We start from the raw sequence: 16,396 nt of genomic DNA on the forward strand, positions 1-16,396 counted from the left end.
TGCGCGGCGATCCTCTCCGGCGCAACCCACGTCCGGCGCAGCCGACGTCCACCGGAAGCGCGCGGCGATGCCTACGCCGCCAGCGGCTGCTGCAGGGTCTGGCCGGGCATCTGCTCCGGCTGGTTCGCCGCGGGTGGCAGCGCGCCGCCGTCCGGCGTGGGCGCCTGATCGGGCTGGGCGACATCGGTCGCGACCGAGGCTGGATCGGCCGGCGGATCCTGCACCGGCACCGGGTCGCCGGCCGGCGGGGGCTCCTGCACCGGCGCCGGCTCGCCGCCCTCGGCGCGCACCGGGGCCGGCTGCCCGCGCTGCGCGGTCACCAGCTGGTGGATGAACTGCAGCTTGCCCACCGCCGCATGCGGCAGCACGAAGGGATAGAAGTCGGGCTGGCCCATGCTGCGCGACAGCTCGTTCAGCACGTTGGTGAGGCGCACCCAGCCGTTGAGGAAGTCCAGGAAGCGGTCGGCATCCTCGTGGTCAGGCTGCCACAGGTCCTCGCGGGTGAAGAGGTCGCTGGTCAGTTCGACGTTCACGGCGTTGACGCCGAAGCTCAGCGCCGTGTCCACCGTGTCGGCCATGTGCAGGTAGTGCGCCCAGGTCTCGGCCCAGTCTTCCCAGGGATGGGTGCTGGCGTAGCTGGTGACGTAGCGCAGCGCCCAGTCGGCCGGCGGGCCGTTCTCGTAGTGGCGCTGCAGGGCCTGGCCGTAGTCCTGCGTCTCGTCGCCGAACAGGGCACGGAAGCCCTCCAGCCAGGGCGTGGGCGCGACCAGCACGTCCCAGTAGTAGTGGCCGATCTCGTGGCGGAAGTGGCCCACCAGCGTGCGATAGGGCTCGCGCATCTCGGCGCGCGTCTTCTCGCGCTGGGCGTCGTCGCCCTCCTCGATGTTGAGGGTGATCACGCCGTCCTGATGCCCGGTGAGCACCCGCGGCGCGCCCGGCAGGTTGGACAGGAAGTCGAAGGCCAGGCCATGGTCCGGATCGGCCAGGCGGGTGCTGATCGGCAGGCCCAGCGCCAGCAGTTGCGACAGCACGCGGCGCTTGGCCGCTTCCATCTTCTGCCACAGCTCGGGGTTCTCGGGCACCGACAGGTCGGGAATGGTGCGCGTGGCGCTGCAGGCCAGGCACAGGCCCGGCGCCAGGCCATGGGTATGGGCCAGGCCCGGTTCGGCTTCCTGATCGTCCGGCACCAGCCAGTTGCAGCCGGCGGCGGTGCTGAAGTTGGTGCAGCGGCGGTAGCGCGGCCCGTCCGGCTCGCCGAAGACGGTGAAGAGTTCGGGGTCGTCGGTGGGCACGAGTGGCAGCACGCCCACGCGCGAGGTCACATAGCCCAGCGGCGTGCCGCAGGCCAGGCATTGGCTGTTGCGCAGGTAGACCGGCCGGCCGCACTGGCAGACGTAGGCGCGGCTGACGGCCGGTGCGGCCAGTTCGTCGGCCAGCGAGCCGCCACTGTGCACCTGGGCGGAAGAACTGTCGGATTCAGGCATGGGCACTCCCCGTGTTGTGCGTCGATTCTGGAATCGGGATGCGCACGCCATGCGGCAGGTGCCTGACGGCACCCGCGCCCACCGCTCCACCCCGGACGGCCGGCATTGTTCGGCCGCCCCTTCGGTCCGGTCGGCGGGCGAAGCCCCGTATGCTTGTAGGACCGGACGGCCCCACCCGCTCCGGCGCGGGGCCCGACCCCCGACGGCCCCTGCCCCATGACCGCCCACACGCCCCAGCCCCCCGCCTCCGCCCCCGTCCATTCGCCGCTGCGCCAGCGCTACGGGCCGCGCTACCGCTGGCTGCTGCTGCTGTCGGTGATGGTGGGGACGATGGCGTCCATCATGTCCTCCACGGTGGTCAACGTGGCCATTCCCGACCTCAGCCGCCATTTCGGCCTCGGGCAGGAGCGGGCGCAGTGGGTCAGCTCCGGCTTCATGGTGGCGATGACGGCCTCGATGCTCACCACGCCCTGGCTGCTGGCGCGCTTCGGCTACCGGCGCACCTATGTCGGCACCATGGTGCTGCTGCTGGCCGGCGGGCTGATGGGTGGGCTGGCCGACCTGTTCCCGCTGGTGCTGGCCGCGCGTGTGATGGAAGGCCTGGCGGCCGGCGTGGTGCAGCCCATCCCGGCCATCATCATCCTGCGCGCCTTCGAGCCGCACGAGCAGGGCCGCGCCAGCGGCTTCTTCGGCATGGGCGTGGTGCTGGCGCCCGCCATCGGGCCCAGCATCGGCGGCGTGCTGGTGGACCTGGCGGGCTGGCGCTCGATCTTCTTCATGGTGGTGCCCTTCTGCCTGGCGGCCTTCTGGCTGGCCTGGAAGTTCGTGCCGCCGACCGCGCCCGGCGGCGCCCAGGCCGGCCGCAGCCATGCGCTGGACTGGCGCGGCCTCCTGATCGGCACCGCGGGCACGCTGTGCCTGCTCAACGGGCTGGTGGAGCTGCGCGGCGATGCGCCCGGCCAGGCCGCGCTGCTGCTGGTGCTGGCCGCCGCCGCGCTGGCCACCTTCGTGTGGTGGGAGCGGCGCCTGGCCGCGCGCGGCGACGAGCCGCTGATGGACATGCGCCTATTCACCCACCGGCAGTTCGCCATGGGCACGGTGGTGGCCTTCATCTATGGCACGGCGCTGTTCGGCTCCACCTACCTGCTGCCGGTGTTCATGCAGGTGGCGCTGCACCTGTCGGCCTCGCACGTGGGCACCATCATGCTGCCGGCCGGCATCGTGCTGGCCTTCACCATCGCCGGCGTGGGCCGGCTGGCCGACCGGCACCCGACCTGGCTGCTGGTGAGCACCGGCCTCCTGCTGCTGGCCGCCAGCTTCGCGCTGATGCCCACGCTGTCGCTGGCGGGGCCGCTGTGGCTGCTGACGCTGTATGCGGTGATCGGGCGCATCGGGCTGGGCTTCATCCTGCCCTCGCTCAACATCGGCTCGATGCGGCCACTGCCCAAGTCCATGATCCCGCAGGGCGCCAGCGCCATCAGCTTTCTGCGGCAGCTGGGCGGCTCGGCCGGCGTGAGCCTGTGCGCCGTGGTGCTCGAATGGCGGCTTTCGGCACACGGCGATTCGCTGGCGCAGCTGCAGAGCAGCCCGGCGCGGCTGGCGGCCTTCGACGAGGTCTTCCTGATCCTGGCGGCGCTGTGCGGGCTGGCGCTGCTGGCGGCGCTGCAGCTGCGGGAGCGGCACCATCGCGGCTCGCTCTGACTGCGGTGTGCGCGACAGCCGCGGCGCTGCGGCTCGGGTCTAATCGGGGCCGATTTTTTCAACCCGGGCCCCAGCCGCCCGACAACAAAGACGGAGATCCCGCAGATGCTCAACCATGTGATGGTCGGTAGCCAGGACATCGAACGCGCCAAGCGCTTCTACGACGCCGTGCTCGGCGTGCTGGGCGCGCCCGAAGGCGTACGCAACACCGGCCCCGGCGGCCACCAGCGCGTGTTCTGGCGCCACGAGGGCAACACCTTCGGCATCACCGAGCCGATCAACGGCGAGGCACCCAGCGTCGCCAACGGCGCGACCATCGGCTTCAAGTGCGGCTCGGCCGAGCAACTGCAGCAGTTCCACGACGTGGCCGTGGCCCATGGCGGCACCGCCATCGAGGACGCGCCGGGCCCCCGTGGCGACGGCAGCATGCACCTGGCCTACGTGCGCGACCCGGACGGCCACAAGCTCTGCGGGCTGTACCGCCCCGGCCGCAAGGCCTGAGTCCCCTTTCCCACGAACGCCCCGCCGCCGCCATGTGCCAGCTCCTCGGAATGAACTGCAACGTGCCCACCGACGTGCAGTTCAGCTTCACCGGCTTCGCCCAGCGCGGCGGCCGCACCGACCACCATGCGGACGGCTGGGGCATCGCCTTCTTCGAGGACCGCGGGCTGCGCCACTTCGTGGACCACCTGCCGGCCTGCGACTCGCCGGTGGCGGAGCTGATCCGCCGCTATCCCATCAAGAGCCGCAATGTCATCGCCCACATCCGCAAGGCGACGCAGGGCGCGGTCAACCTGCAGAACTGCCACCCCTTCGTGCGCGAGCTGTGGGGCCGCTACTGGGTCTTTGCCCACAACGGCGACCTGAAGGACTTCCGCCCGCGGCTGCACGGCAACTTCCACCCCGTGGGCGGCACCGACAGCGAGCATGCCTTCTGCTGGCTGATGCAGGAGCTGGCCAAGTCGCATGCCGACGTGCCCAGCGTGGACGAGCTGACGCTCACGCTGCGCGAGCTGGCCCCGCGCATCGCCAGGCACGGCACCTTCAACTTCCTGCTCTCCAACGGGCAGGCGCTGTGGGCCCATGCCTCCACGAATCTCTGGTCCATCGAGCGCCAGCACCCGTTCACGCTGGCGCAGCTGGCGGACGAGGACCTGTCGATGGACTTCGCCCAGCACACCACGCCCGACGACCGGGTGGCGGTGGTGGTGACGGCGCCGCTGACCACGAACGAGACCTGGGTGCCCTTCGCGCCCGGTGAGCTGCGGGTGTTCGAAGGCGGCAGAAGAAGGGGCTGACGCCGCAAGGCGCCTTCCGGCGGCCGCCAGAGGCGCCGCCTCTTCCGCTGCGCGACCTGCGCGCGCACCCGTCCCCCGGTCTTCAGCCCCTCTCCCCTCGCGGGAGAGGGGTTGGGGAGAGGGGGGAGTGCGCACTGCAACGGCCTTGCACCGTGCACGCGCTGCCGCCCCCTCTCCCCAGCCCTCTCCCGCGAGGGGAGGAGGGAGCCAAACCCTGGATCGCACCCGTTCCGCGCCATACGGATTTCACGGCGCGGATGGCCCCGCAGCCTTGGCGGGCTTGTGGATGCTGGGGTGCATTCACGATGCGTTAACTAATAATAACAATTCGCATTCGCTCCGAAACCTCCATCCATGACCCGACTCTTCAAGCCAGGGCCGCTGGCCCTGGCCACGGGCCTCGCCCTGCAGGCGCTGGCCGCCTCGGCGCAGACCCCTCCCGCCGCATCCGCCGCGCCCGCTGCATCTGCAGCCGCCGGCACGCTGTCCACCATCACCGTCGAGGCCAGCGCCGACGCCTCGGCCGAGGGCCTGGCCAAACCCTATGCCGGGGGCCAGGTCGCCCGCGGCGGGCGGGTCGGCCTGCTGGGCACCGTGGACCTGATGGCCACGCCCTTCGCCACCACGGCCTACACGCAGGAGCTGATCCAGAACCAGCAGGCCCGCAGCGTGGCCGACGTGCTGCAGAACGATCCCTCGGTGCGGGTGGCGCGCGGCTTCGGCAATTTCCAGGAGTCGTACTTCATGCGCGGCTTCATCGTGAATTCGGACGACATCGCCTACAACGGCCTGTACGGCCTGCTGCCGCGCCAGTACATCGCCTCGGAGCTGTTCGAGCGGGTGGAGGTGCTGCGTGGCGCCAGCGCCTTCCTCAACGGCGCCACGCCCTCGGGCGGCGGCATCGGCGGCAACATCAACCTGCTGCCCAAGCGCGCCGGCAACGAGCCGCTGACGCAACTGACGGTGGGCGGCGCCAGCGGCTCGCAGGGCTATGCCGCGGCGGACATCGCACGGCGCTTCGGCCCGGACCAGAGCCTGGGCGTGCGCGTGAACGCCGCCCACCGCGACGGCGGCACCGGCGTCGATGGCGAGTCGGTCAAGCTGAGCGCACTGTCGGTGGGCCTGGACTGGCGCGGCCGCGATGCGCGCGTGTCGGCCGACATCGGCCACCAGGAGCATCGGCTCGACGCCGCCCGGCCCAACGTGACGCTGGGCAGCGCCGTCACCGTGGTGCCGCGCGCGCCCGACGGCCGCAGCAACTACGCCCAGCCCTGGACCTATTCGATGGAGCGCGACACCTTCGGCTCCCTGCGCGGCGAGTACGACATCACGCCCGACATCACCGCCTGGGCCGCCGCCGGCGCTCGCCAGAGCGCCGAGAGCAACGCGCTGGCCAACCCGACCGTCAACAACGCCTTCACCGGCGCCAGCACGGCCACGCGCTTCGACAACACCCGCGAGGACGACGTGAAGACCGCCGAGCTGGGCCTGCGCGGCAAGCTGCGCACGGGCAGCGTGGGCCATGAATGGGTGCTGGGCTATTCCTGGTACGACCTGCAGAAGAAGAACGCCTATGCGATGGGCCTGGCGGCGGGCTCCTCGGTGGTCAGCAGCATCTACACGCCGGTGACCCGCTTTGCGCCGGGCCTGAGCTACCTGGGCAACGACCTCACCAGCCCCGCGCTCAACGGCACCACCACGCTCAGGAGCTGGGCGCTGGGCGACACGCTGTCCTTCCTGGACGACCGCCTGCGCGTGACGCTGGGCGCGCGCTACCAGACCATCGAGTCGACCAGCATCGCCTACACCGTCGCCAGCGCAGGCCGCCTGGTCTCGGCGGGTGGCGCGGTCACTGGCTACGACCAGAGCCGCACCAGCCCGGTGGCGGGCGTGGTGTTCCGGCTGCAGGACAACCTGTCGATCTATGCCAACTACATCGAGGGCCTGGCGCAGGGGGACACGGCGCCCACCCAGTCCGGCGGACAGCTGGTGCTCAACGGTGGCCAGCAACTGGCGCCCTATGTCTCCAAGCAGAAGGAAGTGGGCCTGAAGTACGACGGTGGCCGCATCGGCGCCACCGTGGCCGTGTTCAGCACCGAGAAACCGCGCGCCTACCTGGCCAACGGCTACTACGGCGTGCAGGGCGAGGACCGCCACCAGGGCGTGGAGCTGAACACCTTCGGCGAGATCACCCGCGGCCTGCGCGTGCTGGGCGGCGTGACCTGGCTGGACGCCGAGCAGAAGGACACCGGCAGCGCCACCACCGACGGCAAGCGCGTGATCGGCGTGGCGCGCACCCAGGGCAGCCTGGGCCTGGAATGGGACGTGCCCGGCGTGCCGGGGCTGGCCCTCACCGGCCGCGTGGTGCGCAACGGCAGCAGCTATGCCGACGCCGCCAACACCCTGCGCGTGCCCGGCTGGACGCGCCTGGACGTCGGCGCACGCTACCTCACCGAAGTGGCCGGCAGGCCCGTCACCTTCCGCGCCCGCATCGACAACGCCACCGACCGCAACTACTGGGCCTCGGTGGGCGGCTATCCGGGCTACGGCTACCTGGTGCAGGGCACGCCACGCACCTTCAACGTGAGCGCGACGGTCGACTTCTGAGCAGCGCGCGGGTTCAGGGCCCGATCCAGGTCGCTGGCCAGGCTGAAGAGCGCGCCATGTCCCGCAGCACGTCCACCACCAGCGCATCGACCGCGGCGCAGGCCACCGTCTGTGGCCGCGCGGTGCCCAGCACGCGCACCACGCGGCGGCGCATGGCAGGGCTGTCGATGGCGATGGTGCGCAGGCGGCCCGCCGCCACCTCCTCGGCCACGGCGCCGGCCGCCAGGATGGTGCTGCCGATGCCCTCCTCCACCGCCCGCTTCACGCTGCCCAGCGACTCGATCTCGGCCACCACGTCCAGCTGCACGCCCGCGGGCGCGCAGGCCTCGTCGATCAGCCGGCGCAGGCCATGCTCGCGGCCCGGCAGCACCAGCGGCCAGCGCGCCAACGAGGCCAGGCCGATGCGCCGGGGCACCCGGCCCGGCGCCGCGCCGGTCACCAGCACCAGGCGGTCGTCCAGCAGGGGCTGCTTGGCCAGGCCGGGCTCCGGGGCATCGCCGTAGAGCAGCGCCAGGTCCAGCCGGCCCGACAGCAGCCATTCGCGCACGAAGCCGCTGTAGCCCTCCACCAGCTTGAGCCGCACCTGCGGCAGCCGCTCGCGGCAGGCGCGCAGGAGGGGCAGCGTGGCCACCAGCGCGACGGTGGTGGGCAACCCGATGGCCACCTCGCCCTGCGGCGCGTCGAGCGCCTCGCGCACGGCCAGGCGCGCCCGCTCGGCATCGGCCAGCACCACCTTGGCATGTTCCAGGAACACGCTGCCCGCCGGCGTGAGCGCCATGCCGCGGCTGGAGCGCACGAAGAGCGGCGCCGCCAGCTCGGCCTCCAGGGCCGCAATCTGCTGGCCCAGCGCAGGCTGCGCCAGGTGCACCTGGGCCGAGGCCTTGAGCAGGCTGCCCGCCTCGCTCACGGCAACGAACAGGCGCAGTTGGCGAAGCTCCATGGCGGGAAATCCTGGGGTTCGGGGAGGAAGAGGCCGGCCTGGATGGCCACCGCCGGCACGATGTGGATGCGCAGGTGGCCTGCATGCGCCCATGCCCCGCACGGCGCGGCCCATCGCTAGCCGGATGGCATCTAGCCGATAGCCGGAATCAGTATTTCACAGCTAGCCCCCGGCTGACCAGAATCTGGCGTTTCGCCAGCGCCTCGACGCCGGCCCGTAAAGGAGACACCGGCATGCCCCAGCCCCTCGACATCGACCACCTTCGCCAATGGATCGGCCGCACCGAGCAGTTGCACGACCAGGTCACGGCCGCGCCGCTGCGCGCGCTCACCGCCACGCTGGACCGCGACGACGCGCCCCAGGCGCCCGGTGCGCCGATCCCGCCGCTGTGGCACTGGCTGTACTTCCTGCCCGCGGCGCCACAGTCCGAGCTGGGCCCCGACGGCCATCCGCAGCGGGGGGGTTTCCTGCCCCCGGTGCCGCTGCCGCGGCGCATGTGGGCGGGCAGCCAGCTCAGCTTCCACCGGCCGCTGCGCGTGGGGCAGGCCCTCGTGCGCAGCTCGCACATCGCCGACGTGCGCCTGAAGGAGGGCCGCACCGGGCCGCTGGTGTTCGTCAACGTCGACCACCGCGTCGAGGCCGATGGCGAACTCGCCATCGAGGAGCGCCACGACATCGTCTACCGCGACATGCCGGCACCGGGCGAAGTCCCGCCGCCTCCCGTGGCGGCCACGGCCGAGGCCGCCTGGGTGCGCCGCATCGCGCCGGACGACGTGCTGCTGTTCCGCTACTCGGCCCTGACCTTCAACGGCCACCGCATCCACTACGACCGGCGCTACGTCACCGCGGTGGAGGGCTATCCTGGCCTGGTGGTGCATGGCCCGCTGATCGCCACGCTGCTGCTGGACCTGCTGCGCCGCCACCGGCCCGAGGCCCCGGTGCGGCAGTTCAGCTTCCGTGCGATGAAGCCCACCTTCGACATCGCCAGCTTCGAGGTCTGCGGTGCGCCGCAGGCGGACGGCACGGTGCACCTGTGGGCCCGCGACGCCGAGGGCCACCTGACGATGGACGCCCGCGCCACTCTGGGCTGACGCGAGGCGCGGGCGATCGCGCCGCCCGCCGGCCCTCGCACCCCCGACAGGCGCAAGCCGGGCTCAGCCCAGCAGCCAGTCCACGCGCGGCTGCTGTTCGATGCGCCACAGGCGCTCGACCGCCGCAGCCGCGGCATCCGCCGGCAGGGCCGGGCTGCCATAGGCGGCCAGACGCAGGGCCTTGGCCGTGATCTCCGCGCGCGACAGGGTGTTGCCCGGATCGCCCTTGGGCTCGTCGACGCGGCCCTGCAGCACGCGGCCGTCGGTGGTGTGCAGCGTCACCTTGCCGATCCAGCGGCGCGGGTAGGCGGCGTCCACCTCGGCATCCAGCACCATCGTCACGCGCTCGCGCAGGGCCACCGTCGCGGGGGCCAGGAACTCGGCGTCGAACTCGCCCAGGCCCGCATGGCCGAAGCGCGCCACCAGCGCCAGCACCGTGCCCATGGAGAACTTGCTCTGGTGCACCGTGACGGGCGACACCACCGGCCCCAGCACGTCCAGCGCGCCCTGGTGCACATGGCAGCTGACCTGCGCGATGTCGCTGGCCTGCAGGCCGTGCGCCTGCATCAGCTGCAGCAGCGCATCGGCCGCGGGATGCGAGTGGCGGCAGGAGGCATGCCACTTGAACGAGGTCTCGGCCGTGGCCCAGCGCGTGCCCAGGCCGTCGACCAGCCGCGACGGGTCGGCATCGGTGGACATGCCGGCGGCCAGGCCGCGCGCGCCGGTGAAGATGTCCGCGGCGCCGGTGAAGCCGTCCTGCGCCAGGCTGGCCGCCATCAACCCCGCGGCGGCGGCGTGGGCCGTGTGCAGCTGCTTGCTGTCGGCGCCCGTGGCCAGGAACTCCCACAGCCCCGCCGACTGCGTGCCGGCCGAGCCGAAGGCATGCTGCATCTGCAGTGGCGTGAGCCGCAGCAGCCGCCCCACCGCCGCGGCGGCGGCCAGCGTGCCGGCCGTGGCCGTGGTGTGGAACACGCGGTAGTGGCTGCGGCCCAGGAACTCGCCCACGCGGATGCCCACCTCGTAGCCCGCCACGCAGGCCGCCAGCAAATCGCTGCCGCGGGCGCCCTGCTGCTGCGCCACGGCCAGTGCGGGCGCGAACACGACCGCAGCCGGATGGAACACCGAGCCGTTGTGCACGTCGTCCTGCTCGGCCACGTGCGAGGCCGCCGCATTGGCCAGCGAGGCCGCCAGCGGCGCGCTGCCCCTTGCGTGGCCGATGACTTCGCAGGGCCCGGTCTCCGGCCCCTGTGCCAGCGCGAAGCCGGCGATGCTGCGCACCGGCCGCGCGCCCTGGCCGGCCAGCACCGAACCGAACCAGTCCACCAGCAGGTCCTCGGTGCGGCGGCGCACCGGCACGGGCACGTCCTGCCAGTCGAGCGTGGCGGCGAAGACGGCCAGCGGGTGGGCGGCGGCAGAGGTGTCTTTCTTCATGGCGGGCAATGTGGGAAGGGGAAACGGCTCAGCAATCACGATCAAATGGCCGCGGAGCAGGCCATGCCAGTGCACCCGCGGAACCGGCTTCGCCGGGCCGGGGGGTGCGCCCCTTGAGGGGGATTGGACTTCCACACGCAGTGAGGAAGTCCAAACGGGGTGGTCTCAAAATGACCGCGGCAGGCCAAGAACATGCTCGGCCACGTACGAGAAGATCAGGTTGGTGGAGATGGGCGCCACCTGGTAGAGCCGCGTCTCGCGGAACTTGCGCTCCACGTCGTATTCGCAGGCGAAGCCGAAGCCGCCGTGGAACTGCAGGCAGGCGTTGGCCGCCTCCCAGCTGGCCTTGGCGGCCAGGTACTTGGCCATGTTGGCCTGCGCGCCCATGGGCTGGTGCGCGTCGAACAGCTCGCAGGCCTTCCAGCGCATCAGGTTGGCGGCCTCGACCTCGATCAAGGCATCGGCAATGGGGAACTGCACGCCCTGGTTCTGGCCGATGGGCCGGCCGAAGACCTGGCGCTCGCGCACGTAGTGCGTCACGCGGTCGATGAACCAGTAGCCGTCGCCGATGCATTCGGCCGCGATCAGCGTGCGCTCGGCGTTCAGCCCGTCGAGGATGTACTTGAAGCCCTGGCCTTCCTGGCCGATCAGGTTCTCCTCGGGGATCTCCAGGTTCTCGAAGAACAGCTCGTTGGTCTCGTGGTTGACCATGTTGGCGATGGGTCGCACGGTCAGGCCACGCTGCTGCGCCTCCTTGAGGTCGACCATGAAGATCGACATGCCCTCGGACTTCTTCGTCACCTCGGCCAGCGGCGTGGTGCGCGCGAGCAGGATCATCCAGTCGGAATGCTGCACACGGCTGATCCACACCTTCTGGCCGTTGACGACGTAGCGGCCGTCCTTCCTGACGGCCGTGGTCTTGATCTTGGTGGTGTCGGTGCCGGTGGTGGGCTCGGTCACGCCCATGGACTGCAAGCGCCATTCGCCGCTGGCGATGCGCGGCAGGAAGCGCTGCTTCTGCGCCTCGGAGCCGTGGCGCAGCAGCGTGCCCATGTTGTACATCTGGCCGTGGCAGGCGCCGGCGTTGCCGCCGCAGCGGTTGATCTCCTCCATCACCACGCTGGCCTCGGTGAGGCCCAGGCCCGAGCCGCCGTATTCCTGCGGGATCAGCGCCGCCAGCCAGCCGGCGCGGGTGAGCGCATCGACGAAGGCCTCGGGGTACGCGCGCTGCGCGTCCACCTCGCGGAAGTAGGCGTCGGGGAAGCCGGCGCACAGCGCGCGCACCGCATCGCGGATGTCGTGGTGGTTGTCGGACAGCGTCTTGTCGATCATGGCGTGGCGGCGGCCGGGGCCGCGAAGAGGCTCTGCTTCATGGCCGCGATGGTCGGCGGCCCCGGGCACCGCGGCAAGCCGGCTTTGTGGAAGCGGGGCTTTCGCAGCGGCGAAGGCGGCCCTTCCACGCACGCGAAGGCGTGCCCTTCCATGCAGCCGAAGCCCGGCCTTCGCAATGGCGAATGGTGCCGCGCCCCCGATGCGGCGAAGCTCGCGCCATCAGAACCGACAAGGACGAGACATGGCCGGACAGAAGATGATGCAGGACAAGGTGGTGGTGGTGACGGGCGCCGGTGGCGGCATCGGCCGCGACATGGCCCTGGCGCTGGCGGCGGAGGGTGCGCGCGTGGTGGTCAACGACATCGGCACCTCCACCACCGGCGAAGGCACCGACGCCGGTCCGGCCCAGCGCGTGGTCGACGAGATCCGCGCCGCGGGCGGCCAGGCCGCGGCCAGCACCGACAGCGTGTCCGAGGCGGCGAGCGCCGGCCGCATCGTGCAGTGCGCGCTGGACCACTTCGGCCGCATCGACGGCGTGGTCAACAACGCCGGCATCCTGCGCGACCGCTTCTTCCACAAGATGAGCGTGGACGAATGGGACGCGGTGATCCGCGTGCACCTGTACGGCAGCTTCCACATGAGCCGCGCCGCGGCCAACCACTTCAAGGAGCAGCAGAGCGGCGCCTTCGTGCACATGACCTCCACGTCCGGCCTCATCGGCAACTTCGGCCAGGCCAACTACAGCGCGGCCAAGCTGGGGCTGGTGGCGCTGTCCAAGAGCATTGCGCTGGACATGCAGAAGTTCAACGTGCGCTCCAACTGCATCTCGCCCTTCGCGTGGAGCCGCATGATCGGCTCCATTCCCACCGACACGCCGGAGCAGCAGGCCCGCGTCGAGAAGCTGCGCCAGATGACGCCCGGCAAGATCGCGCCGCTGGCCGTCTACCTGCTGTCGGACGCGGCGGCCGAGGTCAATGCGCAGGTCTTCGCGGTGCGCAACAACGAGATCTTCGTCATGAGCCAGCCGCGGCCGCTGCGCTCGGTGCACCGCAGCGAGGGCTGGTCGGCGCAGTTCATCGCCGAGCACGGCATGCCCGCGCTGAAGGCCGCCTTCGTGCCGATGGACCGCTCGGCCGACGTGTTCAGCTGGGACCCGGTCTGACGCGCCCGCCATGTCCGACGACAGCCCCATCCTCGCCGACGTGCAGGACGGCGTGGGCCTCCTCACGCTCAACCGCCCCGCGACGCGCAACGCCCTGAGCCAGGCCATGCGCCCGGCGCTGGCCGCGGCCATCGCCCGCATGCGCGACGACGCGCAGGTGCACACCGTGATCCTGCAGGGCGCGGGCGGCGCCTTCTGCTCCGGTGGCGACATCGGCCAGATGCTGGACCCGGCCCAGGCCGGCCTGCCCTGGCGCGAGCGCATGCGCCAGCTGCACCAGTGGTTCCCGGCGCTGGAGAACCTCGAGAAGCCGGTCATCGCCGCGGTGGACGGCCCGGCCTTCGGTGCCGGCCTGAGCCTGGCGCTGGCGGCCGACTTCGTGCTGGCCACGCGCCGCGCGAGCTTCTGCGCCGTGTTCGGCCGCATCGGCCTGGTGCCGGACCTGGGCGCCATGCACCTGCTGCCGCGCATCGTGGGCCGGCAGAAGGCCAAGGAGCTGGTCTTCACCGCCCGCAGCTTCGGTGCCGAGGAGGCGCAGTCGCTGGGCATCGTCTACCAGGTGGTGGAGGACGCCGAGGCGCTGCAGGCTGCCGCCCTGGGCCTGGCCCGGCGCTTCGGCCAAGCCTCCACCGCCGCCATCGGCATGGCCAAGACCATCATGAACCGCGCCTTCGAGCAGGACGCCGCCGCCCTGGCCGAGATGGAGGCCTATGCCCAGACGATGTGCCGCGGCTCGGCCTACCACCAGGACGCGGTGCAGCGCTTCCGCGACAAGCAGCCGCTGCGCTTCGACTGGAACCGCGACGCATGACGACCCCGCAGGCAGCGCTCGCGCAGCGGCTGCAGGCGCTGGTGCGCCCTGGCGACACGCTCTGGTGGGGCCAGGCCACCGCCGAGCCGCTGACGCTCACCCGCGCGCTGGTGGCGCATCGCCATGCGCTGGCGGCCGGCGGGCGGCTGCGGGTGTTCGTGGGCATCGCGGCGTCGGACACGCTGCAGCCGGCGCAGGCCGACGTGCTGGACTTCTTCGGCTATTCGGCCGGCGGCGCCCACCGCGCGCTGGCCCGGGCCGGCGTGCTGGACATCCTGCCCTGCCATTACTCGCAGCTGCCGGCGCTGCTCGCCGACGGCCGGCTGGCCGCGGACGTGGTGCTGCTGCAGCTGCCGCCGCCCGATGCCCAGGGCCGCTTCAGCCTGGGCCTGGCCTGCGAGTACCTGCCCGCCGCCATCGCCCGCGCCCGCGTGCTGATCGGCGAGGTGAACCCCGCGGTGCCCTGGACGGCCGGCGGCCCGCTGCTGCAGCGGGAGGACTTCGACCTGCTGGTGGAGGCCACCGAGCCCCCGCCGGACCTGCAGCGCAGCGCACCCGGCGCGGCCGAGCAGGCCATCGCCACGCACATCGCCGGCCTGGTGGAAGACGGTGCCACGCTGCAGCTGGGCGTGGGCAACCTGCCCGAGGCGGTGCTGGCCGCGCTGCACGGCCACCGCGACCTGGGCCTGCACAGCGGCGTGGCCGGCGACGGCGTGGCCGCGCTGGCCGAGGCCGGCGTGCTCACGCATGCCCGCAAGACGCGCGACACCGGCACGGGCATCGCCGGCATCCTCATGGGCACGGCCGCGCTGCGGCGCTGGGCCCACCGCAACCCGGCCCTGCAGCTGCGCGACACCGGCTACACGCACGATGCGCAGGTGCTGGCCGACAGCCATCGCCTCGCGGCCATCAACAGCGCCATCGAGGTCGACCTCACGGGCCAGGTCAATGCCGAAGTCGCCGGCGGCGTGTACGTGGGCGCGGTGGGCGGCGCGGCCGACTTCCTGCGCGGCGCCGCACGCAGCCGCGGCGGGCTGCCCATCGTGGCGCTGCCTGCCACGCACCAGGGCCGAAGCCGCATCGTGGCCCGCCTGTCCGGCCCCGTGAGCACGGCCCGCAGCGATGCCGGCCTCGTCGTCACCGAGCACGGCGTGGCCGACCTGCGCGGCCAGCCGCTGTCGCGCCGCGTGCAGCGCCTGATCGACATCGCCGCGCCCGCGCATCGCGCCGCGCTGGCCGACGAGGCGCACGCGCTGCTGCGCCAGTGCGGCGCGGCCCTCGCCCTTCCCTGACCCCCTTTTTCCCTTCATTGCCCCAGGAGCCTCCATGCGCCGAGCCGCCATCGTCACCCCCCTGCGTACGCCCGTCGGCGCCTTCGGCGGCAGCCTGCGGCCCGTGCCCGTCGAAGAACTGGCCGCCACCGTGGTGCGCGCCGTCGTCGAACGCAGCGGCGTCGACCCGGCCCGCATCGACGACGTGGTGTTCGCCCAGTCCTATGCCAACAGCGAGGTGCCCTGCGTGGGCCGCTGGGCCGCGCTGCAGGCCGGCCTCCCGGTGGAGGTGCCCGGCATGCAGCTGGACCGGCGCTGCGGCGGCGGGCTGCAGGCCGTGGTAACGGCCGCCATGATGGTGCAGAGCGGCGCGGCCGACGTGGTGCTGGCGGGCGGCGTGGAGAGCATGAGCAACATCGAGTACTACAGCACCGACATGCGCTGGGGGGCGCGGGCGGGCAACGTGCGCTTCTACGACCGGCTCGAACGCGGGCGCGAGCGCTCGCAGCCGGAGCAGCGCTTCGGCCGCATCTCCGGAATGATCGAGACGGCCGAGAACCTGGCGCGCGACTACGGCATCGCCCGCGAGGCCGCCGATGCCTTCGCCGCGCGCAGCCATGCCCGCGCCGCCGCCGCATGGGAAGCCGGCCGCTTCGACGCCGAGGTGGTGCCGGTGACGGTGCCGCAGCGCAAGGGCGAGCCCCTGCGCTTCGCGCGCGACGAAGGCATCCGCCCCGACACCACCGCGCAGAGCCTGGCGCGGCTGCGGCCGCTGATGGCCGAGGGCAGCGTCACGGCCGGCAACGCCAGCCAGCAGAACGACGCGGCCGCGGCCTGCCTGGTGGTGGCCGAGGACAGGCTGGCCGAGCTGGGCCTCACGCCCATGGGCACGCTCGTGGGCTGGGCCGCGGCCGGCTGCGAGCCCTCGCACATGGGCATCGGGCCGGTGCCCGCCACCCGGAAGCTGCTCCAGCGCCTGGGCCTCACGCTGGACCAGATGGACCTGGTCGAGCTCAACGAGGCCTTCGCCTGCCAGGTGCTGGCGGTGCTGCAGGGCTGGGACTGGCAGGACCGGGACGCCATCGACCACAAGCTCAACGTCAACGGCTCGGGCATCTCGCTGGGTCACCCGATTGGCGCGACGGGCGTGCGCATCCTGGCCACGCTGATGCACGAGCTGCAGCGCCGCCAGGGCCGCTATGCGCTGGAGACCATGTGCATCGGCGGCGGCCAGGGCATCGCGGCCGTGTTCGAACGCGCCTGAGCGC

At 72.2% G+C, this 16,396-nt stretch carries 13 protein-coding genes; 9 read left to right on the forward strand and 4 right to left on the reverse strand.

The features are described 5' to 3' along the window. Nucleotides 1-71: 71 nt before the first annotated feature. The gene (locus L0984_RS08755; RefSeq protein ID WP_234193316.1) at nt 72-1,484 is read right to left on the reverse strand and encodes a zinc-binding metallopeptidase family protein; all 1,413 of its coding nucleotides are present in this window, start codon (nt 1,482-1,484) and stop codon (nt 72-74) included. A 216-nt stretch (nt 1,485-1,700) separates the two neighbouring features. Here L0984_RS08755 and L0984_RS08760 point away from each other — a divergent pair, with 216 nt between their 5' ends. From L0984_RS08760 to L0984_RS08775, 4 genes are all read left to right on the forward strand, one after another. Next, nucleotides 1,701-3,185, forward strand: coding sequence for a DHA2 family efflux MFS transporter permease subunit (locus L0984_RS08760; RefSeq protein WP_234193317.1), 1,485 nt, complete (start codon nt 1,701-1,703; stop codon nt 3,183-3,185). 105 nt (nt 3,186-3,290) lie between these two features. After that, a complete protein-coding gene (locus tag L0984_RS08765; protein WP_234193318.1) occupies nt 3,291-3,686 on the forward strand; it encodes a VOC family protein in 396 nt (131 codons plus the stop codon). Nucleotides 3,687-3,718: 32 nt separating this feature from the next. Beyond that, nucleotides 3,719-4,483 carry a class II glutamine amidotransferase gene (locus L0984_RS08770; protein WP_234193319.1) on the forward strand — a complete coding sequence of 255 codons (765 nt, stop codon included), beginning with the start codon at nt 3,719-3,721 and terminating at the stop codon, nt 4,481-4,483. A gap of 354 nt (nt 4,484-4,837) precedes the next feature. Then, nucleotides 4,838-7,090 carry a TonB-dependent receptor gene (locus L0984_RS08775; protein WP_234193320.1) on the forward strand — a complete coding sequence of 751 codons (2,253 nt, stop codon included), beginning with the start codon at nt 4,838-4,840 and terminating at the stop codon, nt 7,088-7,090. Nucleotides 7,091-7,103: 13 nt separating this feature from the next. On the opposite strand, the gene L0984_RS08780 is transcribed toward L0984_RS08775, so the two are convergent. Then, nucleotides 7,104-8,030, reverse strand: a complete 927-nt coding sequence (locus L0984_RS08780; protein WP_234193321.1) for a LysR substrate-binding domain-containing protein — start codon at nt 8,028-8,030, stop codon at nt 7,104-7,106. Nucleotides 8,031-8,263: 233 nt separating this feature from the next. Between L0984_RS08780 and L0984_RS08785 the strand changes: the two genes are divergently transcribed. Further along, nucleotides 8,264-9,121: an FAS1-like dehydratase domain-containing protein gene (locus tag L0984_RS08785; protein WP_234193322.1), complete on the forward strand. Its 858-nt coding sequence runs from the start codon at nt 8,264-8,266 to the stop codon at nt 9,119-9,121. A gap of 63 nt (nt 9,122-9,184) precedes the next feature. Here L0984_RS08785 and L0984_RS08790 read toward each other — a convergent pair whose 3' ends face one another. Beyond that, nucleotides 9,185-10,552, reverse strand: a complete 1,368-nt coding sequence (locus tag L0984_RS08790; protein WP_234193323.1) for an MmgE/PrpD family protein — start codon at nt 10,550-10,552, stop codon at nt 9,185-9,187. Nucleotides 10,553-10,717: 165 nt separating this feature from the next. Further along, nucleotides 10,718-11,884, reverse strand: coding sequence for an acyl-CoA dehydrogenase family protein (locus L0984_RS08795; protein WP_234193324.1), 1,167 nt, complete (start codon nt 11,882-11,884; stop codon nt 10,718-10,720). Between the two features lie 256 nt (nt 11,885-12,140). On the opposite strand from L0984_RS08795, the gene L0984_RS08800 reads away from it, so the two are divergent. From L0984_RS08800 to L0984_RS08815, 4 genes are read left to right on the forward strand one after another with little or no spacing between them, the layout of a single operon-like run. Continuing rightward, nucleotides 12,141-13,046, forward strand: coding sequence for an SDR family NAD(P)-dependent oxidoreductase (locus L0984_RS08800; RefSeq protein WP_234193727.1), 906 nt, complete (start codon nt 12,141-12,143; stop codon nt 13,044-13,046). 10 nt (nt 13,047-13,056) lie between these two features. Next, nucleotides 13,057-13,857: an enoyl-CoA hydratase/isomerase family protein gene (locus tag L0984_RS08805; RefSeq protein WP_234193325.1), complete on the forward strand. Its 801-nt coding sequence runs from the start codon at nt 13,057-13,059 to the stop codon at nt 13,855-13,857. After that, complete coding sequence (locus L0984_RS08810) at nt 13,854-15,149, forward strand: acetyl-CoA hydrolase/transferase family protein (RefSeq protein WP_234193326.1); 1,296 nt, start codon at nt 13,854-13,856, stop codon at nt 15,147-15,149. Before L0984_RS08805 ends, L0984_RS08810 begins: the two co-directional genes overlap by 4 nt. Nucleotides 15,150-15,183: 34 nt before the next feature. Continuing rightward, nucleotides 15,184-16,392, forward strand: coding sequence for an acetyl-CoA C-acetyltransferase (locus tag L0984_RS08815; RefSeq protein ID WP_234193327.1), 1,209 nt, complete (start codon nt 15,184-15,186; stop codon nt 16,390-16,392). Nucleotides 16,393-16,396: the final 4 nt, after the last annotated feature.

The sequence above is a fragment of the Pseudacidovorax sp. NFM-22 genome (genome assembly GCF_021401245.1).
Lineage (GTDB): Bacteria > Pseudomonadota > Gammaproteobacteria > Burkholderiales > Burkholderiaceae_C > Xenophilus.

Excerpts from the sequence above, each read along its gene's own strand:
- L0984_RS08755 (WP_234193316.1), bottom strand. The coding sequence starts at position 1,484 with ATGCCTGAATCCGACAGTTCTTCCGCCCAGGTGCACAGTGGCGGCTCG.
- L0984_RS08760 (WP_234193317.1), top strand. The coding sequence starts at position 1,701 with ATGACCGCCCACACGCCCCAGCCCCCCGCCTCCGCCCCCGTCCATTCG.
- L0984_RS08765 (WP_234193318.1), top strand. The coding sequence starts at position 3,291 with ATGCTCAACCATGTGATGGTCGGTAGCCAGGACATCGAACGCGCCAAG.
- L0984_RS08770 (WP_234193319.1), top strand. The coding sequence starts at position 3,719 with ATGTGCCAGCTCCTCGGAATGAACTGCAACGTGCCCACCGACGTGCAG.
- L0984_RS08775 (WP_234193320.1), top strand. The coding sequence starts at position 4,838 with ATGACCCGACTCTTCAAGCCAGGGCCGCTGGCCCTGGCCACGGGCCTC.
- L0984_RS08780 (WP_234193321.1), bottom strand. The coding sequence starts at position 8,030 with ATGGAGCTTCGCCAACTGCGCCTGTTCGTTGCCGTGAGCGAGGCGGGC.
- L0984_RS08785 (WP_234193322.1), top strand. The coding sequence starts at position 8,264 with ATGCCCCAGCCCCTCGACATCGACCACCTTCGCCAATGGATCGGCCGC.
- L0984_RS08790 (WP_234193323.1), bottom strand. The coding sequence starts at position 10,552 with ATGAAGAAAGACACCTCTGCCGCCGCCCACCCGCTGGCCGTCTTCGCC.
- L0984_RS08795 (WP_234193324.1), bottom strand. The coding sequence starts at position 11,884 with ATGATCGACAAGACGCTGTCCGACAACCACCACGACATCCGCGATGCG.
- L0984_RS08800 (WP_234193727.1), top strand. The coding sequence starts at position 12,141 with ATGATGCAGGACAAGGTGGTGGTGGTGACGGGCGCCGGTGGCGGCATC.
- L0984_RS08805 (WP_234193325.1), top strand. The coding sequence starts at position 13,057 with ATGTCCGACGACAGCCCCATCCTCGCCGACGTGCAGGACGGCGTGGGC.
- L0984_RS08810 (WP_234193326.1), top strand. The coding sequence starts at position 13,854 with ATGACGACCCCGCAGGCAGCGCTCGCGCAGCGGCTGCAGGCGCTGGTG.
- L0984_RS08815 (WP_234193327.1), top strand. The coding sequence starts at position 15,184 with ATGCGCCGAGCCGCCATCGTCACCCCCCTGCGTACGCCCGTCGGCGCC.